The following is a 25,553-nucleotide window of genomic DNA, read 5'->3' as shown; positions in this document are numbered from 1 at the left end:
TGGCTGGAACATAATTTTAAAATTACTCCGCTTCTGGTTTGGGCAAAGCCAATTCTATGATATTTGTTATTTCCCTTTCTCCAGAAATTCCTGAATATTTTCTACCACTTTCTCCATCAGTAAAGTACGGGCTTCGATACTTGCCCAGGTCACATGAGGCGTGAGGGCTAATTTTTCTTTTTGCTTTACCTGCAAAAGCGGATTATTGACAGGAACAGGTTCTTTTTCATACACATCAATGCCAGCTCCGGCTATCAGATTTTCATCCAATGCTTTGGCTAAATCGGCTTCATTGACAATACCTCCTCTGCCTGCATTGAGCAGAATAGCCGACTTTTTCATCATCCGCAGACGGTCATCATTAATCAGGTTGGCTGTGTATTCATTCAATGGGGCATGAATAGAGATTATGTCGCAGGTTTTTAAAAACTCCTCCAGTTCCAGCCGGAGATAAGGCTGGTTAGTATTTTTTCCGGAGGCTGAATAATAGACTACTTCTGCCCCAAACGCTTCTGCAATTTTTGCTACCTGCCGGCCAATATTGCCTAGACCCAGAATACCAAAACGTTTGCCGTTGATCTCACAGAAATACCTGCCAAAATGAGTAAAAATATCGGTTTTAGAATATTCGCCTCCTTTTACATACTGGTCGAAATAAGAAACCTGATTCAGCAAGTGCAGTAACAACGCAAAGGTGCCTTGTGCCACACTATGGGTAGAATAATCCATTACATTTTTTACCGGAATTCCCCGTTTCTGAGCAGCCGCTTTATCTACATTATTGGTGCCGGTAGCCGCTACACAAATCAATTTCAGGCTGGGCACTTTTTCGATAATGGATGCATTCACTACTACTTTATTGGTAATAATAATATCGGCCTCTTTTACCCTTTCCTGGGTTTGCTCTGGACGGGTGGTTTCATAATAGCTTACTTCTCCAAATCGCTCGATTGCTTTCAGGTTTGGAATATTTCCCATTGTTTTGGTATCCAGGAAAACTAATTTCATTGTAAAAACAGGGTTGGTTTTGTGAGATGAAAAACAGCCGGTCTTATCAAAAATGAGAATCTACAGACCTGTTAAGTCAATTATTGGCTGCCAGGAGAATTTGTTAATTACACTTCTATAGTGCAGAGAAAGCACTAATTCTTGCCCATTTACTTTTCTGTAAGGGGTAAATCTGTTTTTACCTTAATTACAATTTTCTTCACAGGCGTATCTTCTTCCTCCACTTTTACACTGGGGCGGTGTGCGTATTTGGGCGGAAAAATAAAAAAAGTTCCAGGATCGGTTACATGAAACTTGCCCTCACCAGAATAAAACATAATATCTTTGGCCGGGTCGTAGGCTTCGGTAAGCTTGACTTTGGCCACCTGGATTACGCCGATCTGTTCTTTGCCTTTTATCACATAATGAATATCGCTGTAATTCCGGTGCGATTCCCACTTGGCATTTTCCATGGTTTTTGCAGGGGCTTCAGTTACAATTACAAACACATTATCACCATCGATCTGGTGCCTGCCTGCGGTGAGGCTGCTAAAATCTGTTTCTTTCAGGTAGGCAAAAGCCTTATCCCATCCGGCTTTATTAGACTGGTATTGCCTGGCAAATTCGTAGGGGTCCGTGGAAGCATGAGGCTTTAATTTTAATCCATTTAACCATTCCTGGCCCTTATACCATTCGGTAGCTTGTTTTTTTGTCCACATTTTTTCTGACTGTGCCTGGGTGTGTAGGTGGAATAACAAGGATAATACAAATAATAGACAATATAATTTTTTCATAAAATTAAAAAAAATAGAAGAAGCGGTTTGTTCAAAATAAGTAGCCGTAAGCATGAAGTATGATGCGTTTCTAATCATGCCTTTTCCAGCTGAAAAAACAAGGGATATAAGTAGGTAGATAGCTTATATCCCTTGTTCAGGAATCTCATTTCTAAATACTAAATTCTGAAGAGAAACGAAAGCTAATATCAGTTTAATTAACAGCTACCTTTTTTGTAGCCCGGCCAATACCAAACTGATCACCTGCTTTTACTACCTTATTGCCGGTGATATGTACTTCTACCATTTTTTCACTCGATACATTGTTGTAAAATTCATCCTGTAAAACGGTGAGAACTTTACGGGTTTTTACATCAATCACTTCGCCGCTGGAAGGATAGGCATATTTTCCATCCATACTAAAAGTGATCCATCCCGGCATATCCTGTAAAGGAATAGTGGTTAATTGCTGGTAAGGTTTAACCGCACTGAATACATGCATCCGCATATTATGCCCGTCGGCTACCCATACTTCCTTTTCATCAGGCGTGAGGCCAATTCCGTGGCTTGGATTGCCGTGCCGCCGTACCGGACCCATATTCCAGCCTTCTACTTTGATGCGTTCCAGCATTTTGCCGGTTTTTAAATCGCCAATCTCAAAACCCAGCAGGCTATCTACGGTAACAAAAGCCAGCGTTTCATTGCTGTTAATAGTAAACGGACGGATGCCATTTCCGAAAGGACCTACTTTTCTAACAATCGTATGGGTTTTAGGATCGGCAACATGGAGCAGGGGAGAGGCAATATCGGCTAAGTACACATTATTTCCGGAGGGGCCGTAAACGGTATTATGCGCCCTTCTGACCACCTCGATTTTTTTAATAATATCGCCTGTTTCACAATCTACCACATTCCAGAAGTTCTTCTCTAAAGAAGGCAGATACATGATTTTGCCATCCGGCGAAATAGACATCCGGTCAGCGCCGCCAACATACGTTTTCTCCCATAATACTTTTTCTGTCGTCAGGTCAATACGCTGTACAGTTTCGAGGGTGCTCACATAAATGCTGTTGAGTTGTACACTTACGGCAATACCTTTCACATTGGAAGGCACCTGATCGCCTTTTACCGACACATATCCGCCAGCCGCACGGGCCTGCATCTTTTTGAGGGTACTATCGGAAAGAAATCCCTGCATTTTGATACGTTTGATAAACTTATGATTATTATCCATATCAAACACCAGTATTCCATGGCCACCATATCCCAGGTAATTCCGGATGCCTGGCACTGCTACATACATATACCGTCCTGGCGGAGGTGCTTTTACTTCTGACGCAGACGTAGTTTCTAAGGAAGGTATCCAGGCCACAGTAAGGATGATCACCAACCCACATAGCAGCAAAATAGAAAATTTAAAAGGTGCACGCATAACTCAAATGTTTAGGTAGTACATAATTATATAAAATATTAGCAGACCAGCAAAGGAAATGTTAATCATATCCAGGATTCTGAGGAAAAATACTGGGGTCGTTGATCAATTGTATCTGGCTGAGCGGAATCGGGAAGATAGTCATATAAGGTTTCATGCCATGCGAAGCCATCACTTCCAATGCCTTGCCGGTTCTCACCAGGTCAAACCAGCGGTGGCCTTCGAAAGATAATTCTAATCTGCGTTCCAGGTAAATGTTTTCACGGGCCTGATCCTGAGTAAGATTGGCGTAGGGCTGCAATCCAGCTCTCTGGTGGACCAGGTTTAAATAGGTAAGTGCTTCACTGGTTTTGCCATTTTCATTCAGTGCTTCGGCATACATCAATAAAACATCGGCATAGCGGATCACTTTCCAGTTGGCCCGGCTGTCGCAATTGGCCAGTAGCCGTACCATATATTTTCTGGTGAAGGTCTGCACATCGTTGGAAGTAGGGAGCAGGCGTATAAAAACCCCATCTTTATTTACATGTCCGTTGGCAGCGGTTACATCCTTACGCAAGTCTCCGGCAGGAAACAAATTAAATAAGGACTGAGGCGGATTATTTGCGCCGTTCTGGCCACCGGTAACTCCATAAAAAGTAGCCAGGGCAGGGTCTTTGGGCGTAAAATTGGTAGTAAAACAATTTCCTTCCCCAATTCCCTGTTCATATTCGATGTCAAAAATATATTCGCTGTGGTGTTCATCTTTTGTAAAGTCAAACAGGTCATTATAATTGGGTAAGAGGGCATACCCCAGCGTAGTTACCTCCTGTAGTTTGGCTTCGGCTTTTGCAAAATCTTTAAGGGTAAGATATACTTTCCCGAGTAAAGCCTTGGCTGCTCCCTGGGTAGCCCTTCCCACATCTGCCCCGGAATATTTTACGGACAGTTTGGTTTCCGCATCCATCAGATCGGGAATAATTATTTCATTGTATATTCTCTCTACCGGAGTCCGTCCATATGTATAAGCTTCTTCAATAGTTAAAGGAGTGGTTACCATAGGAACATCTCCATAAATTCTTACCATGTCGAAATAAGCCAGTGCCCGCAGGAATTTAGCTTCTCCGGTATGCCGGTCTTTGCTTTTTACCACAGCCGGATCAGCCGTTTCAATTTTGGTGATCACGGTATTGGCCCGGTTGATGATATTGTAGTAATTCCGCCAGGTACTTCTGATCACCCCATCATCATTATTAATGGTAAAAAGGTCCATGGCGGCCGGTGTTCCTTTCACCAGTTCATCCCAGGAATCATCGCCCCGCATATCTCCAAACAGCCACATGTTTTCATATTGTGTCTGATAAACGCCATAAATACCTGTCATGGCATCTTTGAAATCGCCATCTGTTTTGTAGAGAACATCGGTGCTGGTGGTGGATATAGGACTTAGTTCTATAAAGTCCTTTTGGCATGCCATCATTAACACACAGGTTAACAGGGCTATACTTGTTATCTTTTTCATGTGAATACAATTTATTTTTTAATCAGATGGAGGTGCTTTTACTCTGGTAATGTGAATAGTTGATACCACTTCCTGTCTGTGATTAGTTTCAGAAACCTATATTTAAGCCAAGAATAATACTCTTTGCCAGCGGATAGTCGTAATTCTCATTTCCCGGATTCAGGGCGCTGCTGTTCCGGCTAATATCCGGATTAAAGCCCACATGCTTGGTGATCAAAAATGGATTCGTTGCATTGAGATAAATCCTGGTAGAATTGAGCTTGATCTTCTGAATGAGCGGTGCAGGGAATACATAGCTGAGCGTGATATTATTAATCCGGAGATAAGTTCCGGTATCCATCCAGCGCTGGCTATACGTCCCTCTGAAATTACCGGTAGGCGTATCATTTGGCCGTGGGGTATTTCCATCTCCGGGTTCTTCTTCCGATTTCCAGTAATTATTCAGAATCGTGAGTTGCCGGAAACGGGCTCTGTTGTTAGCCACCTGATCTCTGGACAAAGCCAGTATTTCGTTTCCATAAGAACCCTGCAAACCCACGGTTAAAGAGATGTTTTTGTAGGAGAAATTATTGGTCATGCCATAATAAAAATCCGGATAGGGCGAACCCATAATGGTTTTATCGAAGCTGTTGATTATCCCGTCAGGCGCACCATCTGGGCCGCTTACATCTATAAACCGGACATCTCCCACCCTGGAACGGTCACGTGCGCCAGGATTAAAGATAGGTCCCTGGTCTAGTTCGGCCTGATTCATAAATATTCCATCGCTTAACCATCCGAAAAACATCCCGATGGGCTGGCCGATCATGGTAATATTGCCTCCCGAAATAATAGGATCGCCTTCAGGGCCTAATTTCACCACTTTATTCCGGTAGGTAGAAATATTAAAGTCGGTGTTCCATTCAAATTTATCCCGTAAGTTCACGGTATTTACTACAAACTCCCATCCGCTGTTTTTAACCTCACCAATGTTTTTCAGCGCAGTGCTAAAGCCGGTAATATCGGGAACGTTTACATTCAGCAACAGGTCATAATTCCGGGACTGAAAATGATCCACCGTCACAGAAAGCCGGTTGTTAAAGAAACTGGCATCAATCCCGGCGTTCACTGATTTTTGTGTTTCCCAGGTCAGATTCGGATTGGCTAACCTTCCGGGGGCATATCCGCCAACAGCAGCACCCCCAGAATATATTTTTCATAGTTAACCGTTGCATAATGGTCATAATTGCCAATATTGTTGTTACCAGTTTCGCCGTAGCTGGTTCTCAGTTTCAGTTCGCTGAGAAAGCCGAGTCCCTGCATAAAACTTTCATCAGAAATACGCCAGGCTAAAGCCGCAGAAGGGAATACCCCCATTTATTGGCTGCACCAAACCTGGAAGAACCATCTGTACGGACAGAAGCGGTGATATAATATTTGTTGTTGAAACTATAGTTGACCCTGGATAAGTAGGAGAGGATAGACCATTCGCTGATATCACCTGACCCATTGGTAATAAGGCCGCTAACCGCACTCAGAGTAGGCACTAAATTATTAGGATACCGGTTGCTGGTGAGGAAATTGGATTCAAACCTTTCTTTCTGGGCAGTAAAGCCTACCAATCCGGAAATGCTATGCTTGCCAAACACCTTATTGTAGTTGAGGGTGTATTCGGTGAGCCAGTTAAGCAGCATGGAAGAATTATCTGTACCGGTAGCCGGATTGTTGTTAAAAGCCGGGAGAAGCGGTTTGAAGCGCATCCCTTTAATGTTCATAATATTGGCACCCAGCATCACATTGAGCTTCAAATCAGGAATGATGGCGTATTCTAAATTGATATTTCCCAGAATGCCGGTTCCTCTTTGCTTGCGTTGTACTTCTCTGGCAAGGGCCAAAGGATTTTGGGTAGATACCACTGCATCCAGGCCGTCTCCAAAAGGAAAATAAGAGCCATCGGGATTTAGCAGGGAATAATATTGGGGAATAACCAGGGCGTTGTAAATGATATCTGAGCCTCTGTTGCCATCACTTCCAATTTCATCGGCACCTGCACCGCCCACATTGGTTTTATCGGTGAAGGAGGGATTTAAATTCATCTTGACAGACAGTTTATTAGACAATCTGGCATCTATATTAGCCCGGGCTGAAAAGCGTTTAAAATTGCTGTTGAGGATAATTCCATCCTGGCTTAAATATTCTCCACTCAAGGCATATTTGATATTTTCGCTGCCGCCTGTCACCGTTAACTGATGTTGCTGTTGAGGTGCCACCCGTAATACTTCATCCAGGGGATCTCTAAAATTTAAGGTTACACCTGGCATGGTAGGTTCCCGACCTTCCAATACTTCTAATAAGGTAACTGGTACGGGTATTTTCCATTGGCTCACCGGAATGGTCACATCATTTCCTTCATCGATATTCCGGTTGCGGATTCCATCAAAGTAATGTTGTGCCTGCTCAATGCCACTCATGAAATGGGGCACTTTTGCAATTTTCTGAAAGCCGTAATAGGTATCCAGAGAAATAGAGGGTTTGCCGGTTTTTCCCCGTTTGGTATTGATAATGATTACGCCATTGGAACCACGGGAGCCGTATATCGCTGTAGCAGATGCATCTTTCAATACATCCATACTTTCAATGTCATTGGGATTAAGGGATTGTATGCTGGCGATCGGAAATCCATCTACCACATATAAAGGTCCTGCGCCTGCCGAAATACTGCCTATCCCCCTGATCCTGATTTGTGGAGGCGCACCCGGCTCACCTGACGAAGGTTTCACCTGTACGCCCGGCACCTTTCCCAGCAGGGCCTGGTCCACACGGGTTAGGGCGAGATCTTTTATGGCTTCGTTGCCAACCGAGGAAATAGAGCCTGTTAAGTCTTTTCTTTGTACCGAACCATATCCAATCACTACCACTTCTTCCAGAGACTTAATATCAGCTACGATCGATACGTTGATAATTGACTGGTTATTTATGGGCACTTCCTGATTAACATAGCCAATGTAAGAGAATACCAGGGTGCCATTGCCATCAGGTACGGTGATAGAATATTCCCCTTCCGACCCGGTAGCAGTTCCGGTAGTGGTGCCTTTTAACAGCACATTTACCCCAGGTACTGCATCTCCTTTTTCATCCGAAACCTTTCCGGTAACAGTCAGGTCAGCTTTGATTTGCTGCTTTTGTTCCTGGGGAGCGATTTCCGCTTTAGGACTGGTTAATTCGCGGAGGCGGATATGAATGTTATTGTTTACCTGTTTGAATTCCAGGCGGGTGCTGGCTGAAATGCGGGCGAGTACTTTATCCAGAGATTCATTCTTTGCTTTAACAGAAATAAGTACTTTGTTCAAGGTCTCCCTTTCATCAAACGTAAATTTAAAAGGAGTTTTAGATTCAACTTCATGTATAAATTCCTGTAGGGTAGCGTTCTTAAGAGCCAGGGTGATCTTGGTTTCATTCACTCCTTGTTCTACAGAATGGTTACCGGCTGCTACAAGCCTGGGCAATAGGGTGAGCGTAATCAGAAGGCAACACAAAGCCCTTCTGACTACCCAACAGATTAGGTAGTTAGAATTATATTCCATACATTTGGACGGTTTAGTTTAGAGACAATAAATTAAATCAGCAGCCTCTTAAAGTATGTATGCGCCAACATCAGTTCTTTTGGGAGGCGGGTGCAGTTAGGCTTCTTTCCTGAAGCTTAACTGTATTCAATAGGAAGTTTTTTTCTCATCGTAGAGACCAGGTTTAGTTAAACTTAATTTTTACCGTGTTACCATTCTTCTCATAAGAGAATTTCTTTACAAAAGCGATCCCTTCCAGCACATTATCCAGGCTCTGGTTCTGATAGCTTCCCGTATAATGCCACTCTTTATCTCTGCCAGGAATTTTTCCGGTTAATTCAACCGTAAGGCCATACCAGTTTTCCAGTTTACTCACCACTTGTGCCAGGTTGGCTTGTTTGAAATATAAAATCCCTTCGCGCCAGCTTAATACTTCTCTGGCATCAAAATCCTTTACTTTATAGCCATGATTTACTTTGTTATAGATCAATTGCTGACCAGGCTTTAATCTGGCGATCTGGCTGCTTGCTTGTTGTGTGCCTTTATCTATTTTAACTATCCCGGTGGCCAGGGCAACCGAAATCGCATTTTCCTTTTCCCGGTACGAAATATTAAATGAGGTTCCTAAGGCCTGCGTAGATAAGGTGCCGGTTTGTACAATAAATGGGCGCAGGCTATCTTTGGCTACTTCAAAAAAAGCTTCTCCCTTTAACCTGATCTCTCTTTTACTAGCAGAAAAATGCGGCTGATACGATACTTTGCTTCCGCCATTTAACATAATGGTTGATCCATCGGCCAGATGAATGGTTTTACGTGTGCCAGGAGAAGTTTCTACAGAAACCAGCTGAGTTTCCGGCTGGGTGGTACCAGAAAAATACACAGCAAGCAACCAAACCAGGCCAATCGGCAATACAATGGAGGCAGCCACTTTCATAAGTACTTTCCATTGGTTATTCTTTATATAGGCTGGCTTTCTTTTTTTGGCAGCAACCGGAACAGAATGTTGTGTTAAAGATTGTTTTTCCTGTGCATCAATTTTCTGACTGATGTTTGTAAAAAGCCGGGCTGATGCCTGCGAAAATTCTTCGTTTGTCTTTTCTTCTTCAGCCTCCTGCCAGAACTCGTACATATCCTGTAACTGCCCAGCATCCATCTCCTTGCGCTTAAACCACTCTAGCACCTGCTCGACTTCTTGTGGCGAACATTCGCCTTTATAATATTTATCTATCAGTTTACTATCCATAACCTGAACCTTGCAGGGCTGCTATTTAATATGATTACAATCATCAAATGCCTTGCACCACTTCCTGTTACACAATTATTTTTTTATTTTTAAAATGTTGACAAATTTGAAAACATTACTATATTGCTAAAATATCTTAATTAGATACAATAATATATAGCTGTTTAACTTACCTATTGCCCTGTATTTTCTGTCTGCGTATACACTTTTGAGGCAGATACCAGCTAATTGTAATGCCTTGTTTGAACGGATTGCTGAGTAATATTCTCATATACTAGTTTCTTTCGAATCAGATTTTTACTGCTTTACCTAAGTAAAACTAATGCTTAAAACCGATCCTTCTCCACTATCTCAAACTATTATAGCCCTCAAAAATGGTGACAGATCGGCATTTGAGAGGGTGTATAACAGTTTTGGTCCTAAGCTATATGCTTTTACTAAAAAGCTGGTCCGTAATAAAGAGGATGCCGATGAAATTGTGCAGGAGGTATTTTTAAAGATATGGGAACGCAGACATTTCCTGGACCCTGAACAGAATTTTGATGGATATCTTTTCAGAATAGCCAGAAACCTGGTGTATAACAAAGCAAAGCACCAGGTATATGAAGTTGCCTATAGTAAATATCTGATCGGAAATAAATCTGTGGCTGACAATGATACCGAAGAGAGCATCTATTACCAGGATTTAAACCATATAGTTGAGGAGGCTTATACTGCTTTACCTCCAGTTCGGAAACAGGTATTTGTGATGAGTAGGATTGAAGGTTTAAGCAACAGCGAAATTGCCGACAGGCTGCACACCAGCAACAGCAACATTGAAAATCACATCAATAAAGCCCTCCGTGACATCAGACTAAAGTTAAAAGGGTATAAACTTATCCATTTTGTAATTTTAACTTTCTTTAGTTCATTTTAGCATTATAATCTTCTTAATAACTCCCGGTTGTTGATAGGATGGTGTTCCAAGCCATTTGACAAATGCGTACTATTGCCTGCTTGAAGGAAGCAAACGTATATAAAACAAAAAGCCATTGCTGCATGAGCAATGGCTTTTTGTTTTATAAGTATTTGGTAAGCTGATATTATTAATAACGCAGGCTGGCTCCTACTAGAATCATACTGCCAATTCTGTCTGTTCTGTAATATTCGCTGTTGCTATTATTTAACAGATTTTTTACTGTTACAAACAGTGAAATAGGCTTCACCGGTGAATAGTTTACCGTTGCATTCAGCAGGAGTTTGGGATCTATGTGTTCAATGCCTCTTGTATTATCATGGAAAGTGAGATTATCCTGGTGATAAAACGTCTGGGCAGAATAATAATAAGGATTCACATTTATATTCAGCTTCTGGCTCACCTGATAGTTTATATATGCACCTCCAAATACAGCAGGTGTAAACTGATGTTTCATTTTTGTGCCTAATCCGGAATACATATTATATTCTGCTGCATTGCCATTATTGGAAGCGGTAGGAAAGGCATCAGCTGTATTAGAGTATTTTGAATAATCATACAGCGTAGTTTTCTGGAAAGTTAAGAAAGGCTTTACCTGTAAGCGGTTAAGTACATAATTCACGGATATAGTTGTACCCAGTTGACGGACTGATAAGGGCAGGTTTTCGATCTTAACCAAAGTTTTGACAGCGATTGGATCTGAAGGAGTTGCACCTGGCTCGAAAGTAGAAGCGCCGGCAATAATACCTGTATAGTCTTTTGTCGTATTGTAATAAGCCTCCAGGTCAAAAGATAAATTGTCAGCCAGTTTACTGCGATAGCCAAGTTCTAACAAATCAGACTGCAGCATATTCAGGTTCTTGTTTCCCATCAGAGCCGCTTCTGTATAACTGCCCTCCGGAAGTCCGGGACCAGTCATAGGTGCACGTTGAACCAGATTCAAATAGGTATCGAAGATGAAAGCTGAACGGTAGGCCCGTGAATATACAGCTCTGATCAAATGGCGTTCAGAGGGTTTATAATTCGCTGCCAGCTGATAGGATACAAAGCCTTTATCAGGATACGTAAATTTATCAATACGGGCACCTCCTACCAACCGGAGTTTTTCATTAAAAGCCTTATAATCTACCCGCAGCGATCCGGCATAAGTATCCAGTTGAGTTCTGGCGCTTAGATTTCCTTCATTTTTTGTAGCATCCCAGTAACGGGTATCATCATAAATGGCTTTCCTGAAGTTGGCACCTGGTTTCACAGATAAATTATTCGTAAGCTTTATCTCATATTCCAGTATTGCATCCAGGGTGCTGAAATCATACATACTGCCTACAGAGCCTACATGAGGATCTTGCTTTCCATTCAGATATGAAATCTGGGCGGAGAGGCCATATATATTTGCTTTTAAATCTGCATAACCAGATTTTGATTTGGCTGTAGTTAAGGTGCTTACAAAGTAGGCGTTGTATGAATTTTGCACTTCTGAATTCTGTAAACCGCTGCTTAAGCTCAAATGAATCTTGTTGGTAGGATTAAACCGCAAGAACAGATTAGCGCCATACTTATCCATGGCCCGGTCTGGGTGCGGATAACGTTGTTTGGCTTTATTTTTTTCATCCAGATAGGTAAGAGAATCAGGCGTGTTATAAAAGCGGTCCTTCATCGGGTGATAATAAGAAACATCCCTGCCTCTCCCCTGGTAATTGCCAGAAACAATAGCGCTTAACTTATCATTGAACTGGTAACCTACCGAAGCATTGGCAATGGCCGTGTTCAAACTTCCATATTGCGCATTGGCAAAAGTAGAAAAGCCTTTCTTTTCGGTGCTGCGGGTGATAATATTGATAACACCGGAAACGGCATTAGGACCATATAAAGTGGCAGAAGCCCCCTGATCACTTCAATTTTCTCTACATCACTTAAATCAATGGGCAAGGTTTCCCAGAAAGTACCCCCCTGCAAATAATTGTACACCGGGCGGTTGTCGATCATGACCAGAGTAGTGGTATTGGCCGCATAAATTTGTAAGGTATTCGGGGGAACATTATCTAAACCCCGGATATGAACGTCGTAATTTCCGTTGGTTTCCTGCCGGACAATCAGGCCAGGCATCAAACGCAGGGCTTCCATAATGGAGTTAACACCAGCTTTCTGAATCTCATCCCGTGTTAAAACAGACGCAGATAAAGGTGCATCAAATAAGTTTTCTGACTTTTTGGAAGCGGAAACTACCTGAACGTTCATTAACTCTTCCAGAGACATGTCCATGAGCGCATCTGTATTCAGACTATCCGTTTGAGCCCATGCTGTACCTGCCAGCACAGAAAATAATAAGAGTAAAGTATTCTTTTTCATACAATGATTTTACATTCAAAAAATATTAAAAAAATATGCCCTGCTTTCTGAGCATGTATCAACCTGGTTATAAATTGTTAGTAATAATTGAATTGGGAAAGGAGGCACAACAATATCGTTAGTTCACATTTCCGATTGTAACAAAAGTAAACAGTGCATAGGATAATGATATTGGAAAACAGAGCTCGGAATGTACCCGTAAGATTTAGGTATGAAAAGTGAGTGTTCTTATAAAAAAAATCTGCTATCAAAAAAATAGCGCTGATAAAGGAGGAGAATTAACTTAATAAAGTTAATCAAGAAGTTTTATTGCCCAATCCTGCACATACTTAGCGGGTTATCATGCGAGATTGAATCAGTTAAACTCAACTAATTATTATTTACAAGGAAATACTTTCTGACTTTTAGAGCAGACACAAGCCTTACATAAGTTGATTAAAGTAAGCAAGAATTCACAAAATATAATTCTGTTAAGGTAATTTCCCGATAACATTGTTCTCAAATGCTGGATTCGCCCAGGAATAACAGACATACCTTACATAAGAAGGTTTGTTTATGAAATAATGTATACCTCTTTAACCCCCTGTTCGCAAACAAGTATTTGTGATGAGCAGCATAGAAGACTTAAGCAACAGCGAAATTGCCGACAGGCTGTACCAGCAATAGTAATATTGAAAATCACATCAACAAAGCTCTACGTGACATCAGACTAAAGTTAAAGGGATATAAACTCATTCATTTTATTATTTTAACTTTCTTCAGTTCATTCTAGCCATCAGACAGAGTGCCTAGGTATGCTGTTTTAATTTTTCATTCACTAATTTTCAGATTTTACTGTTTCCTATCTAATGAAACTCGCCCGATGCTTGCATCAGGGTATCAGGTTGAGGTATTTTTGTTTTCGCAGCAAGCTGCGGGGAATTAAACCCTATCCAGATTAAAGGTAAATAAAAAGTATAATTATTCTTCTAATTATTACACAAGGTGTATCACTCATTTTTGCGCAACCACAAATACATACTTACCTTTAGAATAGTTAATAATTATTTTATTATGCCCGCTTTTCTGCTTAGTTTTTACCTTATCCTATTATTTTTTCTAGCTGGTTCGCAGACTTTTGCGCAATCTGATTTTCGTACTGGGTATATAGTTATTCCAAACAAAGATACAATTCAAGGATGGGTAGATAATAGATCAGAAATGAAAAATGCCCGCCAAATCTTTTTTAAACGCTCACAAAATACTGAACCTGTCAAATATGAAGCGGTAGATTTGCTGGGTTATGGCTTGACTGGGAATAAAATGTATGAATCCAAGCAACTGAAACTCGATAGTAACACTACTAATATCGCTTTTCTTGAAATACTAGTCAAAGGCAAAATCAGTTTGTATCACTTCAAAGAAAACAGTTACTATTATGTTGAAAAATCGGGTTATACATTACTACCATTGCTTCAAACGGAAATAAAGGTAGTACATGAAGGGCGTAACTATTTTAATATCAGAAAAGACTATATAGGCACATTACAAATGCTTATGGCTGATTGCTCTGCCCTTCGTAAAGAAATAGACCAGACATCCATAACATATAGCTCTTTGATGAGTTTGGTTTATAAATATAATAACTGTGGATCGGAGTCAAATTCTATACAAACAAAGCGCAAATTTTTGATTCTGAATGTAGGATTAATTTCCGGCATACAATCAAGTTCAATCAAATTTACTTCCCAGAACGCTGAATTTTCTTATTTGTCTAATGCCCAGTTTGCTCCTGACTATCAACCCTTCGGAGGAGTATCAGTAAAAACCACGTTCCCCTGGATTACAGAAAAAGTGAGTATGATTATAGAAGCTCAGTATTCAAAAAACCATTACTATTCCGACAGTAAAAGAACCGTACTCTCCAGTAGCTATAAATATATTCGTGATGAGCTTGAAATTAATTTAGATTATATACGATTTCCTGTTTTAATCAGATTTACTTACCCTAAAGGAAAATTCAGGCCTTTTCTACAAGCTGGAGCCATTTATGACATCGTGTTAAACAACTCCAGTCATTGGATTAGCGAAGAAGAAAGTAGCCAGACTGTTACTACTACTGAAGGAGGAGCTGTTGACATACATGATTCGCAGTTGTATGGAACTATTGGAGCAGGAGTAGAACATAGATTATCAAAAAAACTAAGTTTTTTTATTGAATGCAGAGGAGCAATGGGAGGAAATTTAATCAATTCAGGAACTACATCCCAATACCGTATCCACACTAGATTATTGACTCTGCAAGCCGGGATAAGTTTTTAGAATCCTCCTGTTAACTTCTACGCTATCCTATTCTCTTTACTAATATTATGATCATTTTTAATAAAAGAAATACCAGCATTCCTTCACAAACTTTACACATACTGTTCTTTACACTTCTGGCATTGTCTCTGTTTACATGTCAGAATGAAGAGGAACCTGCTACAAGGCCATATCCACGGATCAGAACATTGCAAGTAAAAGAGACTCCGGAGGGCACTGTTTTTACAGGAGAAATATTTTATTCGGAACCCTCAGGTATTACCGATCATGGGTTTATCTGGACTACTACTTATAACAACATAACGGAACAATACAAAAAATCTCTTGGCCCAAAGAATGGGCCGGGTACTTTTTCCGCTACCATTACAAACACCCTCCGAAAGGATTTAACATATACTGTAAAATCGTATGCTACAAATGGTAAATACATGGTATATGGAACTAATGCTATTTTTGATAGCAGAGGCAGTTTAGCTCCTCAGTTTCTTGCTATTTCTCCTGAAGCAGCCGGAATTGGCGATACTGTTACGATTCGAGGCAATTATTTTAACTATACTTTAAACCAAAATAAAGTTTGGTTTGATGAAATAGAAGCGTCAGTTATAGAAGTAAGTGATACCACTATTAAAGTCATTATTCCTGTCTTGACTTTTTCAACTGTCTCTACAGTAAAATTATTGACAGGAGACCAACAGGTATCTAGGGAGGATGTTTTCCGTTTGGCTCCTCCTGTAATCAATCGTATATCTGCCTCTAGTGGTGGAATGGGAGATGTAATAACCATCTGGGGAGATAACTTCCATCCTATAGCAAATGCAAATCAAGTGGTGCTTAGTGATGCAGTAATTCGTATTAAAGAGGCTTATGTAGATCATTTAGTAGTAGAAATTCTAAGCTTTTTGAGAAATACCAAAAGTTCAATTAAACCGAGAGTAACAATTATGGGACAGGTAGCTGAAAGCAGCAATGAGTATGAATTGCTCCCTACTACCATCACCGATATACAACCCCGCACAGTAAAGTTTGGAGATACTATTATCATCACTGGAACTAGGTTAAAAGGATTTGATCATGATTACACAAGTCAACTAAAAATCGGATATTCTCCTGTAGATCCGGTTGAAATTACCCCAACACAAATCAAAGCAGTAGTGCCAAATTATTTCGAAACTACACCAATAGATGTTTCAATGATTTATTTTTATCAGCTAGTGGTTCCATCACCAGTTACTCTTGATTTATTTCCACATCAGGTGAACTCTTTTTATCCAATAAGCGGCAAGGCGGGTGATTTGATTACGATAGAAGGTGAAAATTTCTCACCCTGTGCAAGTTGTAATGTGGTAGATTTTGAGGGGTACGAGGCACAAGTACGGGAAGCTTCTGCGACGAAACTGGTAGTAGAAATACCGATGTATGTTATCGGCCCAACTAAACTTACAGTAACGCTGGCAGGAAGAAAAGTATATGCAGGTGATTTTACCGGAATTTAATAATCAGTATCAGATATACTCTTTATAGACATTCGTCGAAAAAGCCTACTTCCAATAAAACAGGTTTACAGCATAATCCTTGTAAGGACATTATTTATGGTCTATTGAAAGGCTAAGTCTTCATCTGGATGTGAATGGCACAAAAGTCTTGTAGTTTGCTGAGCTGTATAGTTAACTCTTGTCCTTTTGAGGTGATCCGGCACTCTCCCTGCGAGCGCAATACCTGATGACTGTCCACTGATTTACCTTCTACTTTCAATTTTACCTGAATATCATGGACTGGTATTAGTTCCCGGATAGGCCGCCTGGGTCCGGAAGTGGTATTAATAAGGGAAAGAATGTATTGCCCTGCATTCAAGCGGGAGGTAGTAAGGCCAATATGGACCGTAGAAGGAGCAGTGGTTTCTATAGATATGGCATCTCCTGCCAGAAGCCGGATGCTGCGTACCAATAAATTTCTGGGATCAGGATGCCCAGGTTCGTAGCTGAGCAGATCTGGTTGATTGGCAAAATACAATACTTTTCCTTTACCATAGGTATGCTCAACAATGGTTGGATATTCAGTAGAAAATGCCTGTACCCAAGCTTTGTCTGGAGGCTGATTCTGAATGGTGGGTACCCAGGTACAGATAATTTTTGCTTCTTTATTTGGTTTGCTTAACGCTGTAAATCCTGCATTGAATAATAATTCGGTATGAGGGCTGTCCGCTTCAACCAGGGAATGCTTTTTATCCAAAATAAATTGATAATTGTCTTTCCGGGTATTTACTTTTTTTCCAGCATATTGTACTCCAAATACTTCTGCCAGGCCATATTCCTGCCGTTCATTTCCATTCTCATCATACAAGCTGGTAGCATAGGTAGCCAGCAAGTTTCCGCCATTGCGTACATAATCCTTCAATAGGGTAATTTCTTTCTCCGATATACACCGCACATTAGGGAGAATCACCAGTTTGTATTTCTGTAACCGTTCTTTGCTTAGCTGATCACTCAGAATAAAATCATGCGGAATGTGATTTTCCATCAACACCGTTTCTACTCCTCTTATCTCCGTACCAAAATGGTCACCTTCTTCCATTTTTTTACGGTAGGATAAGCGGGTGGGCTGCGAATAATAAATGCCTATGTTTGCGACAGGCACATGTTGTTCCAGCAGTTTTTCATGGGTTTTTACAAACGTATACGCCTCCGATTCGTTATAAGCATTCCGCCGGTCGTGGGTTACGGAAGGAACATTGGTAAAATAGCAATTCCAGAACCTTCCTCCTGCCGATAAAATTTCCCATAGCCAGATATTCAAATCTACTGGCGGATCGATTACAAGGCGGTGAGAGGTTCCATTGCCGCCATACATGACCACGGCTTCCCGTTCCGGCACCATCGATTTTAAAAACTTGATAATGGTACTGCCATAATTCAAATCTTCATAGTGAATGAATTCTGTGTTTTCGGTGAGGAAAGCTACGCTAACCAGTATATCAAAATACTTGCGGGCATTATTCAAATCAATGCCGGAATCGATGCGTTGACCTACGCCGTACATGCTGAATACTTCTGCCGTGTAGGCTTTATCTTCCCCGAAGGATTTTACTGTTTTTTTGATACGGTCCATGTATTGATCGCCGGCCTGTACTTTCCAGGCCATATACTGATCTATCTCCTCTTCAGTAGCCGAATTGATTATAGGAATTGCTTTTCCTGCTGCCGCTTTATAAGAAGCCTGACATTGCGGACAATAGCAAACTCCGCCAAAGCCAGGTGCATTGTGCCAGATGCCATCCACCGCATAGTTTTTTAGTACGTAGCTGATAAATTCATTGGCGTAGTCATTGCGGTAGTTTCCGGAAAAACAGGCTTCATACAGTTGAGGTTTGGTATAGGTGAGCAAAACCGGATTTTGATCCATATCTTTCTTAAACCAGTCTGGGAATTTTTTGTACACATGTTCCTCTACTCCCCGGAAATCAATCCGGGCTATTACTTTTATCCCAACCTCTTTACAAGCAGTTGTAATTTCCTTCAGAATATCCCGTTTGCCCATAAAAGTATTGATATTGGCAGCCGGCAAAGGATTTTGGAAAAAGTCTACAATTCCTCCGGCATTTATGCACAATGTGTTGGCTCCCACCTTCTTCATATAATCCACCACAACTCGGGCATCATAATTTCTGGCATCCGTTTCCCGAAGCACCGTATGCGTGATGCGCAGGGGTTTCTGATACCAGAAAAGTTGTTGTTCTGATACAGAAGCATTGGCGGTTGCTTGCTGACTCAAAATGGGTAATACTGTTATGCCTCCGGTAAGAGCCGTACTGTATTGAATGAACTTCCGTCGGGAAAATTTGTATAAGAAGCTGTTCTCCGGTTCTATAGGCATAGCAAAATAAAGCCAGTATTAGATATTGATTATTAAGTAGTTAGAAGATAAAATTTTCTCTGTCAGGTAGTATGCTCTGTCTTATGCTTAATTAAATTTAATTTGGTATAATTTGTCGCTGACTAATGAATTTACCAATCATTTAATACCCCCAAAACACAGGTACTTTATTTCCATATAATAATCCATCCCATATTTGGAACCTTCCCGGCCTAAGCCTGACTCTTTGATCCCTCCGAAGGGGGCCACTTCAGTAGAGATCAAACCTTCGTTAATGCCTACCATACCACTTTCCAGAGCTTCGGCTACCCTCCAGCAACGGGCCATATCCTGGGTGTAAAAGTAGGAGGCAAGGCCATAGTCTGTATCATTTGCCAGTTGAATGACTTCTTCTTCTGTGCTGAACCTGGAGACTGGCGCTGCCGGCCCAAATACTTCATCCTGGGAAATAATCATATCCCTGGTCACATCTGCCAGCACTGTGGGCTCGTAAAAAAGCCCATCCATTGGCTTTCCGCCCTGAATAATAGTTGCTCCTTTTGACAGCGCATCTTCTACATGCCGCTTTACTTTAGCTAACCCTTTTTCGTTGATCAAAGGACCAATTTGCACACCTTTATCCAGGCCATTTCCTACGGTAAGTGCTGCTACCGCTTTGGAAAGTTTTTCTACAAATTCATCATAAATGTTATCCTGCGCATAAATCCGGTTTACACACACGCAAGTCTGGCCGCTATTGCGGAACTTAGAAACAATAGCTCCTTTTACAGCCGCATCTACATCGGCATCATTAAACACAATAAAAGGCGCATTCCCACCCAGTTCCAGCGATAGTTTTTTAAGGGTAGAAGCGCATTGGCTCATTAATATTTTTCCCACCGGCGTAGACCCAGTGAAGGAGAGTTTACGCACTTTTTTATTCTCACAAAATTCTTTCCCCACTTCGCTATTATCGGTAGTGGTAACTGTATTATACACACCGGGAGGAAAACCGGCTTTTTCAGCCAGATACGAAATGGCCAACGCAGTTAAAGGAGTTTCTGAAGGCGGCTTCACCACAACCGGGCTGCCGGCAGCCAGTGCAGGTCCTACTTTGCGGGTGATCATGGCAAGCGGAAAATTCCAGGGCGTAATGGCGGCAGCTACACCAATGGATTGTTTAATTACTACAATGCGTTTGTCTTTTGTATTAGCCGGAATTACATCGCCGTAGGTACGTTTGGCTTCTTCGGCGAACCATTCGATAAATCCGGCGCCATATTCTACTTCTCCCAGACTTTCCTGCAATACTTTTCCGCATTCCATGGTCATGAGCCTGGCCAGTTCCTGTTTGTGTTCCAGAATTAAGGCATACCATTTTTTTAATAACGCGGCCCGTTCTTTGGCCGTCAGATCGCGGTAGGAAGGCCAGGCGTCATGTGCGGCATCTATGGCCTTGCGTACATCCTCTCTGCTCATATCAGGAACAGTCGCCATTACTTCTCCGGTGGCCGGATTGCTTACCTCAAAGATTTTTCCACTAGCTGCCTGTACCCACTCGCCGTTTATATAAGATTGTGACCGAATCAGGTTATTTTCCTGGGTGGTAAGTTCGCTTAACATAGAGTATTAATTCAAAATTTTGTTATTTCTTTTGAGATTAGGTTTTAAAAAGTAATTACTTGTCGGATGGCTTCCCCTTTGGCTAAGCGTTCAAATCCTTCATTTACCTCCTGCAACTGTAGTTTATGCGTCATGAGCTTATTTACCGGCAAACGTCCGGACTGGTACAACGCAATATAAGCCGGAATATCCCGTGCCGGTACACAACTGCCCAGGTAAGAGCCCTGTAACGTCCGTTCTTCGGCTACTAGTTTTACGGGAGCAAACTGCATCATTTTGCTGGGATGCGGCAATCCGGCGGTAACCGTTTTCCCTCCTCTGGCCGTAGCATTGTAGGTAAATTCCAGCGCAGCGACCACACCGGCAAACTCTAACCCGATATCTACACCTCCTCTGGTAATATCTCTTATTTTCTCCAGGGCAGTTGCTTCAGAGGTATCTATGGCTTCATCGGCTCCCAGTGCCAGGGCCTGCGCCAGTTTCTCTTTATTCACATCAGCCACAATGATTTTACTCGCCCCGGCAGAAAGTGCTCCCAGCAAAGCAGCAAATCCTACACCTCCCATGCCAGTGATCAGTACGGTTTGACCCAATGCTAACCTGGCGGTATTGATAATGGCACCTACACCAGTCATGACGGCACAGCCAAATAGTGCGGCAATTTCAAAAGGCAATGTTTTATCTATTTTCACCACCGATTGCCTGGAGGCTACCGTATATTCAGCGAAACCGGAAACACCCATGTGATGATGAATGGTAGGATAATTTGGCGATTGTAAACGGATACCGCCTCCCAGTAATACGCCTTTATTATTCGCTGCTACGCCATTTTCACACAAAGCCGGGCGGGCGGTCATACAGGGCATGCAGTGACCACAGATGGGTACAAAAGAAAACACCACATGATCTCCAACAGCTACATCCTGTACGCCAGGACCCAGTTCTACTACTTCTCCGGCTGCTTCATGACCCAATACCATCGGCATCTGCCTGGGCCGGTTGCCATCGATTACGGATAGATCAGAATGACAAAGTCCTGCCGCATGTATCTTCACCAGCAGTTCGCCTGCCTGCGGTTTGTTGAGTTCTACTTCCTCAATGGTTAAAGGTTTACTTGTGGTATAAGGGCGATCTTTGCCCATTTCATGTAACACAGCAGCTTGTATTTTCATAGTCTGTAGGCTGGAATAATATTCGTTTATTATATATAAAGTTAAATTAATGGTTACTCGGCCATATACCACTTAAAAGAATAATAATGTGAGATAAATGTGCCGATTTCTAATTCATAGGCCGTCTTTACTTTTATTTTGCTTGCCCAAAATAAAAGTAACAAAACATTCTCAAGCATGCGAATGCGAAGAGAACCAACTTAGTTGTGGCAGCACCAATAGAGACTTTTTTACGCCAGATAAAATCATCGCACATACCTCCGGCCATTGCACAAGGCCAAAAAAGTCCGCGCTATTGCTGCACCATCCACCGCACTCTTGCTAGATCTATAATTAATTATACAATGATTCTTTAAAAAATAAATAATAAATTAGGGTTTCCGCACTAAATATTAAGTTTTAAGAATAGCTAACAGGAAATTAGTGTCTCTGTTAGCTTTTTTTCTTTTCCGTTTGACACTCACGCAAGAAGGCTCTTTTTTGAGCAGATGCAAAGACCACTTTCTAATCAGATGCAGATTGATGGGTCCTTTATCTTTCCTGACTTTAGCCTCATCTTCCCTAAAGGTAACATCTAGTTGCCAATGCAAGCCATTCTCTATCGCCCAATGGCCTCTTATGTAGCGGCTGTACAAGGCAGGGTCTGTATCTGTTAAACTGCTTATATAGAACAGGGTTTGTTCTTGCTTTTTGCCTGCTATAATGCGTTTTCTTTCTACCATGACTAAAGTATGTAAGTCCTGCCATTTTTCCTTTTCCTCTACCAAATCAATGCATTGAGCAATATATACCCTACGTTCTTCTCCTCTGCCATGGGCTTTATCTAGTTGCTGATTAAAAGCGAGAGCAGACTTATTGATTTGCATAAAATGGGCTACCTGCTCATAGAGTACACCTTGATTAGCCTTTAGGGCAATCACATAATGGGCTTGCTTATCCCTGATCTTTTCTACAATTGCCTGCTGACAAGCAATAGCATCTATAGTAATGATACTACCTTTGCAATCAAGGGTATCTAATAAAGCAGGAATAGTTGTAATCTCATTACTCTTGGCTTCTACGGCTACTTGTCCAAAGCTTAAGCTATGTTCCTCTACCCATACATTGACCATACGAACCAAAGCATGCTTTTTGCCTGCAGGTATAGTACCTCTCAATTCTTTGCCATCTATACATACCTGCTTGCCTGCTAAGGAGAAGCCAGCTACACACGCTTTGAAGCATTGCTCCAAACTATGGCTATCCAGGTGTCTGATCACCCGATTTAAAGTGTCAGCAGAAGGTATACCATTAACAAAACTTAATCCTAGTTCTTGCTGCAGAAACGCTGTATTATCTTTGCCATAATCTGCTATCTCGTCAAAGTCATCACAATCGGCTATTACCCCACATAAAACTAAGCCTAAAATATCTGCTAATAGATGTAAGCAGCGGCCTTGCACCCGAAAATCAGCTACTTTGTTTAGTATCTTTTTAAGTTCCATGCACAAAGTTAGCCCCTCTTTCCTTTTTCTCTATCTTTGGTGCGGAAACCCTATATAATATTTTCATCTACTTCAAGTTTTTTAAAATCAAGTTTAAAGTAAGTACCCAATCCTGAAAAGATGGTATAAAGTGCCTCCTTAAGCGCTTCTACAGACAGATAGTCTTCGGCTTTGAGCCAATGATATTTCACCTGCTTCCAAAATCGTTCGATCCTGTTAAGATGAGGACTATACTTAGGCAGCAAAAAGATGTATAATCCTTTCTGTTCCCATTCTTCTTTTTTGACTTCCCATAGGCCACATGTATGCCAGGAGGCGTTGTCTAAGACTATGACAGTAAACTTGGAAATAGATGTTGAGAAGGCCTCTACACATTCAATGATAAAGTCAGCGTTTAGACTCCCACTTTTCTGATAAGTAAGCAACTCATTATTTGTACTTAACAAGCCAAATACATTTATCCTTGTACTTCTTTGGGATAAAATAGGGGCGTGTTCGCCTTTTTTGATCCATCCATAAGGTACACAAGGGGTAAGGCAAAACCCTGATTCGTCTCCAAAATATAAATCTATACTGCCTGTCTGTGCCAAATAAAGCAAAGCATGTAATCGCTTGACTTTCTGCTCATATGCTTCTTTGTTTTGCAATGGCTTTATCCATTTACGGAAACGTTTCCATCGGCAGTCAATTTTTTTAAAAACCGCTTCAAGGTCATCTCACTCATAGCCGTGCCTAATTTAGCTTCTATCTCTCGCTTAGCTAATTTAAGTTGTTGTTTTTCTTTCTCTATGCTATTTTCCACTACTTCAACATGGGTAGCATTACTGGTAGTAAGGATGGGTTTTCTGCCTTTCCCTTTTTGGTTCTTTAACCCTACCACACCTGTTTTCTCAAAGCGATCAAACCACTTATAAATACTTAACTGACTTACTTGAAAAATGCTTGCTAACTTCTGTACTTGATAGCCTTGATTGGATAACAGTATACATTGGCAACGGTTACGTTCCTGATAACTTTTACTATCTTTATGAATCTTCTCTAAGTCTTGTTTTTGCTTGTCTGTAATCTTCTTGATATAACGCATAAGCAAAGATACAATTTGCCAAAATCTTATACTTAATTGTGTGCTCTTACTTACAATTTATGAGTTATCAATAGATGATAAGCAATGTGTTAGCAGGTCACAAGCTTTTAGCCTGGACCTGCCTGGCTTTTAGCTTTATAACTTTAAACGGTTCACTTACTTAGAAAGTATTAAATTTAAAATGACCGACAATTTTAATTCTATCTCCTCATCTTCAAAAATATGGCTGATAATTCTTTCCAATTTCTTTCCCTCGAATATAAACGTAAAGACAAACTTTGTTTTTGGCTATGCTGTGGGAAATAATGAATCATAATAGCTTTTGGTTTACAGGATTTCTATATATCCATCTGTTCCATTCACCCGGATTCTCTGCCCATCTTTGATCAGTCTGGTCGCATTTTCTACGCCGACTACGGCTGGCAAGCCATATTCACGGGCGATCACGGCTCCATGGGTCATCAGTCCGCCCACTTCGGTAACCAGGCCTTTAATCGATACAAACAGGGGTGTCCAGCTGGGATCAGTAAAGGCGGTAACTAATATATCTCCTTCCTCCAGATTCGCCTCTTCCATGTTTAAAATGACCCGTGCCCGTCCCTCTATCACTCCTGAAGAAACGGCCAGGCCTGCAATAGCGCCGGATGGTAAGTTTTCCTGTTTGTAAGCACCAGTAATAATTTCACCATCAGAAGTGATTGTGGGGGTATTATACCGAATAGTATAAAGAACCTTCCATAGATGTTATATGTTGATCAAGTATGGGAAGAGTAACCAAAACTGAGCTCATCGAGAGTGCCGAGCAGTTGCTGAAGATGAGCAAAAAAATAGCCCATCCGCTAGCCGGAGCCAGACTGCGGGCTTTTTACCTCTACAAGAGTGGGCAGGCTAAAGCGTATGGACAAATAGCTGCTGCCGTAGGCTATGAGCGTCATGCAGTGGGCCAGTGGTTCCGGCTTTACAAACAGAAAGGGCTGCAAGCCTGTCTTCAGATAGATCCGGGCGGCCACAAAAGGGCATCACAGATTGCAGGTAAAGTACTTGAGCAGTTGAAGGCAAAGCTTGCTGATCCAAACAACTATTTTACTTCTTATAAGCAAATCCATGAGTGGTTGCACACGGCGCATGGCATTGATCTGAGCTATGAGCATGTACATTGGTTTGTCCACCGACAGCTGGGGGCAAAGCTGAAAGTGGTTAGAAAGAGCAACCTGAAAAAGGATCTAGCCTATGAGCAGAAGTATAAAAAAAACTAAAC

21 protein-coding genes are annotated in these 25,553 nt (G+C 41.4%); 4 read left to right on the top strand and 17 right to left on the bottom strand.

Annotated features, from left to right (window positions below):
• Positions 1-66: 66 nt before the first annotated feature.
• The 8 genes from GXP67_RS02975 to GXP67_RS02950 form a co-directional block, all read right to left on the bottom strand.
• Positions 67-1,008 carry a D-2-hydroxyacid dehydrogenase gene (locus tag GXP67_RS02975; protein WP_162441780.1) on the bottom strand — a complete coding sequence of 314 codons (942 nt, stop codon included), beginning with the start codon at positions 1,006-1,008 and terminating at the stop codon, positions 67-69.
• 149 nt (positions 1,009-1,157) lie between these two features.
• Positions 1,158-1,781 carry a NanQ anomerase/TabA/YiaL family protein gene (locus GXP67_RS02970; RefSeq protein ID WP_162441779.1) on the bottom strand — a complete coding sequence of 208 codons (624 nt, stop codon included), beginning with the start codon at positions 1,779-1,781 and terminating at the stop codon, positions 1,158-1,160.
• Positions 1,782-1,974: 193 nt separating this feature from the next.
• Complete coding sequence (locus GXP67_RS02965) at positions 1,975-3,192, bottom strand: YncE family protein (protein WP_162441778.1); 1,218 nt, start codon at positions 3,190-3,192, stop codon at positions 1,975-1,977.
• 61 nt (positions 3,193-3,253) lie between these two features.
• Positions 3,254-4,693 carry a RagB/SusD family nutrient uptake outer membrane protein gene (locus tag GXP67_RS02960; RefSeq protein ID WP_162441777.1) on the bottom strand — a complete coding sequence of 480 codons (1,440 nt, stop codon included), beginning with the start codon at positions 4,691-4,693 and terminating at the stop codon, positions 3,254-3,256.
• Between the two features lie 88 nt (positions 4,694-4,781).
• Positions 4,782-5,801 carry a SusC/RagA family TonB-linked outer membrane protein gene (locus GXP67_RS37970; protein WP_317170101.1) on the bottom strand — a complete coding sequence of 340 codons (1,020 nt, stop codon included), beginning with the start codon at positions 5,799-5,801 and terminating at the stop codon, positions 4,782-4,784.
• Between the two features lie 35 nt (positions 5,802-5,836).
• Complete coding sequence (locus GXP67_RS37965) at positions 5,837-6,049, bottom strand: hypothetical protein (RefSeq protein WP_317170100.1); 213 nt, start codon at positions 6,047-6,049, stop codon at positions 5,837-5,839.
• A complete protein-coding gene (locus tag GXP67_RS37960) occupies positions 6,022-8,256 on the bottom strand; it encodes a SusC/RagA family TonB-linked outer membrane protein (RefSeq protein WP_317170099.1) in 2,235 nt (744 codons plus the stop codon). The genes GXP67_RS37965 and GXP67_RS37960 overlap by 28 nt, the downstream gene beginning before the upstream one ends.
• Before the next feature lie 163 nt (positions 8,257-8,419).
• Positions 8,420-9,478: a FecR family protein gene (locus tag GXP67_RS02950; protein ID WP_162441776.1), complete on the bottom strand. Its 1,059-nt coding sequence runs from the start codon at positions 9,476-9,478 to the stop codon at positions 8,420-8,422.
• A 322-nt stretch (positions 9,479-9,800) separates the two neighbouring features.
• Between GXP67_RS02950 and GXP67_RS02945 the strand changes: the two genes are divergently transcribed.
• The gene (locus tag GXP67_RS02945; RefSeq protein WP_162441775.1) at positions 9,801-10,394 is read left to right on the top strand and encodes an RNA polymerase sigma-70 factor; all 594 of its coding nucleotides are present in this window, start codon (positions 9,801-9,803) and stop codon (positions 10,392-10,394) included.
• Positions 10,395-10,563: 169 nt separating this feature from the next.
• Here the strand turns inward: GXP67_RS02945 and GXP67_RS02940 are convergent, their stop codons facing one another.
• Both GXP67_RS02940 and GXP67_RS02935 read right to left on the bottom strand, forming a co-directional pair.
• Complete coding sequence (locus GXP67_RS02940) at positions 10,564-12,204, bottom strand: TonB-dependent receptor plug domain-containing protein (RefSeq protein ID WP_162441774.1); 1,641 nt, start codon at positions 12,202-12,204, stop codon at positions 10,564-10,566.
• Entirely contained in the window at positions 12,201-12,782 is a 582-nt protein-coding gene (locus GXP67_RS02935; RefSeq protein WP_162441773.1) for a TonB-dependent receptor plug domain-containing protein, read from the bottom strand. The genes GXP67_RS02940 and GXP67_RS02935 overlap by 4 nt, the downstream gene beginning before the upstream one ends.
• Before the next feature lie 1,053 nt (positions 12,783-13,835).
• Between GXP67_RS02935 and GXP67_RS02930 the strand changes: the two genes are divergently transcribed.
• Positions 13,836-15,083 (top strand): porin family protein, encoded by a 1,248-nt coding sequence (locus GXP67_RS02930; protein WP_162441772.1) that lies wholly within the window; start codon positions 13,836-13,838, stop codon positions 15,081-15,083.
• Between the two features lie 47 nt (positions 15,084-15,130).
• Positions 15,131-16,576 carry an IPT/TIG domain-containing protein gene (locus GXP67_RS02925; protein ID WP_162441771.1) on the top strand — a complete coding sequence of 482 codons (1,446 nt, stop codon included), beginning with the start codon at positions 15,131-15,133 and terminating at the stop codon, positions 16,574-16,576.
• Positions 16,577-16,688: 112 nt separating this feature from the next.
• On the opposite strand, the gene GXP67_RS02920 is transcribed toward GXP67_RS02925, so the two are convergent.
• From GXP67_RS02920 to GXP67_RS02890, 7 genes are all read right to left on the bottom strand, one after another.
• Complete coding sequence (locus GXP67_RS02920; protein ID WP_162441770.1) at positions 16,689-18,953, bottom strand: alpha-amylase family protein; 2,265 nt, start codon at positions 18,951-18,953, stop codon at positions 16,689-16,691.
• Between the two features lie 138 nt (positions 18,954-19,091).
• Positions 19,092-20,555: an NAD-dependent succinate-semialdehyde dehydrogenase gene (locus GXP67_RS02915; protein ID WP_162441769.1), complete on the bottom strand. Its 1,464-nt coding sequence runs from the start codon at positions 20,553-20,555 to the stop codon at positions 19,092-19,094.
• A 44-nt stretch (positions 20,556-20,599) separates the two neighbouring features.
• Positions 20,600-21,727, bottom strand: coding sequence for a zinc-dependent alcohol dehydrogenase family protein (locus GXP67_RS02910; RefSeq protein ID WP_162441768.1), 1,128 nt, complete (start codon positions 21,725-21,727; stop codon positions 20,600-20,602).
• Positions 21,728-22,119: 392 nt separating this feature from the next.
• A complete protein-coding gene (locus GXP67_RS02905; RefSeq protein ID WP_162441340.1) occupies positions 22,120-23,211 on the bottom strand; it encodes an ISAs1 family transposase in 1,092 nt (363 codons plus the stop codon).
• Positions 23,212-23,261: 50 nt separating this feature from the next.
• The gene (locus GXP67_RS02900; RefSeq protein WP_232064893.1) at positions 23,262-23,858 is read right to left on the bottom strand and encodes an IS630 family transposase; all 597 of its coding nucleotides are present in this window, start codon (positions 23,856-23,858) and stop codon (positions 23,262-23,264) included.
• 5 nt (positions 23,859-23,863) lie between these two features.
• Positions 23,864-24,295, bottom strand: a complete 432-nt coding sequence (locus GXP67_RS02895; protein WP_162441767.1) for a helix-turn-helix domain-containing protein — start codon at positions 24,293-24,295, stop codon at positions 23,864-23,866.
• Between the two features lie 327 nt (positions 24,296-24,622).
• On the bottom strand, positions 24,623-24,871 hold the full coding sequence (locus GXP67_RS02890) for a PEP-utilizing enzyme (RefSeq protein WP_232064892.1): 249 nt from the start codon (positions 24,869-24,871) through the stop codon (positions 24,623-24,625).
• Between the two features lie 185 nt (positions 24,872-25,056).
• Here GXP67_RS02890 and GXP67_RS02885 point away from each other — a divergent pair, with 185 nt between their 5' ends.
• Positions 25,057-25,551, top strand: coding sequence for a helix-turn-helix domain-containing protein (locus GXP67_RS02885; RefSeq protein WP_162441766.1), 495 nt, complete (start codon positions 25,057-25,059; stop codon positions 25,549-25,551).
• Positions 25,552-25,553: the final 2 nt, after the last annotated feature.

The sequence above is a fragment of the Rhodocytophaga rosea genome, assembly GCF_010119975.1.
In the GTDB taxonomy this organism is placed as follows: domain Bacteria; phylum Bacteroidota; class Bacteroidia; order Cytophagales; family 172606-1; genus Rhodocytophaga; species Rhodocytophaga rosea.
The sequence above is the reverse complement of the archived record's forward strand: the minus strand, read 5'-3'. Positions and strand labels throughout refer to the sequence as shown.

Excerpts from the sequence above, each read along its gene's own strand:
- GXP67_RS02975 (WP_162441780.1), bottom strand. The coding sequence starts at position 1,008 with ATGAAATTAGTTTTCCTGGATACCAAAACAATGGGAAATATTCCAAAC.
- GXP67_RS02970 (WP_162441779.1), bottom strand. The coding sequence starts at position 1,781 with ATGAAAAAATTATATTGTCTATTATTTGTATTATCCTTGTTATTCCAC.
- GXP67_RS02965 (WP_162441778.1), bottom strand. The coding sequence starts at position 3,192 with ATGCGTGCACCTTTTAAATTTTCTATTTTGCTGCTATGTGGGTTGGTG.
- GXP67_RS02960 (WP_162441777.1), bottom strand. The coding sequence starts at position 4,693 with ATGAAAAAGATAACAAGTATAGCCCTGTTAACCTGTGTGTTAATGATG.
- GXP67_RS37965 (WP_317170100.1), bottom strand. The coding sequence starts at position 6,049 with ATGGGGGTATTCCCTTCTGCGGCTTTAGCCTGGCGTATTTCTGATGAA.
- GXP67_RS37960 (WP_317170099.1), bottom strand. The coding sequence starts at position 8,256 with ATGGAATATAATTCTAACTACCTAATCTGTTGGGTAGTCAGAAGGGCT.
- GXP67_RS02950 (WP_162441776.1), bottom strand. The coding sequence starts at position 9,478 with ATGGATAGTAAACTGATAGATAAATATTATAAAGGCGAATGTTCGCCA.
- GXP67_RS02945 (WP_162441775.1), top strand. The coding sequence starts at position 9,801 with ATGCTTAAAACCGATCCTTCTCCACTATCTCAAACTATTATAGCCCTC.
- GXP67_RS02935 (WP_162441773.1), bottom strand. The coding sequence starts at position 12,782 with ATGAAAAAGAATACTTTACTCTTATTATTTTCTGTGCTGGCAGGTACA.
- GXP67_RS02930 (WP_162441772.1), top strand. The coding sequence starts at position 13,836 with ATGCCCGCTTTTCTGCTTAGTTTTTACCTTATCCTATTATTTTTTCTA.
- GXP67_RS02925 (WP_162441771.1), top strand. The coding sequence starts at position 15,131 with ATGATCATTTTTAATAAAAGAAATACCAGCATTCCTTCACAAACTTTA.
- GXP67_RS02920 (WP_162441770.1), bottom strand. The coding sequence starts at position 18,953 with ATGCCTATAGAACCGGAGAACAGCTTCTTATACAAATTTTCCCGACGG.
- GXP67_RS02915 (WP_162441769.1), bottom strand. The coding sequence starts at position 20,555 with ATGTTAAGCGAACTTACCACCCAGGAAAATAACCTGATTCGGTCACAA.
- GXP67_RS02910 (WP_162441768.1), bottom strand. The coding sequence starts at position 21,727 with ATGAAAATACAAGCTGCTGTGTTACATGAAATGGGCAAAGATCGCCCT.
- GXP67_RS02905 (WP_162441340.1), bottom strand. The coding sequence starts at position 23,211 with ATGGAACTTAAAAAGATACTAAACAAAGTAGCTGATTTTCGGGTGCAA.
- GXP67_RS02895 (WP_162441767.1), bottom strand. The coding sequence starts at position 24,295 with ATGCGTTATATCAAGAAGATTACAGACAAGCAAAAACAAGACTTAGAG.
- GXP67_RS02890 (WP_232064892.1), bottom strand. The coding sequence starts at position 24,871 with ATGGAAGAGGCGAATCTGGAGGAAGGAGATATATTAGTTACCGCCTTT.
- GXP67_RS02885 (WP_162441766.1), top strand. The coding sequence starts at position 25,057 with ATGGGAAGAGTAACCAAAACTGAGCTCATCGAGAGTGCCGAGCAGTTG.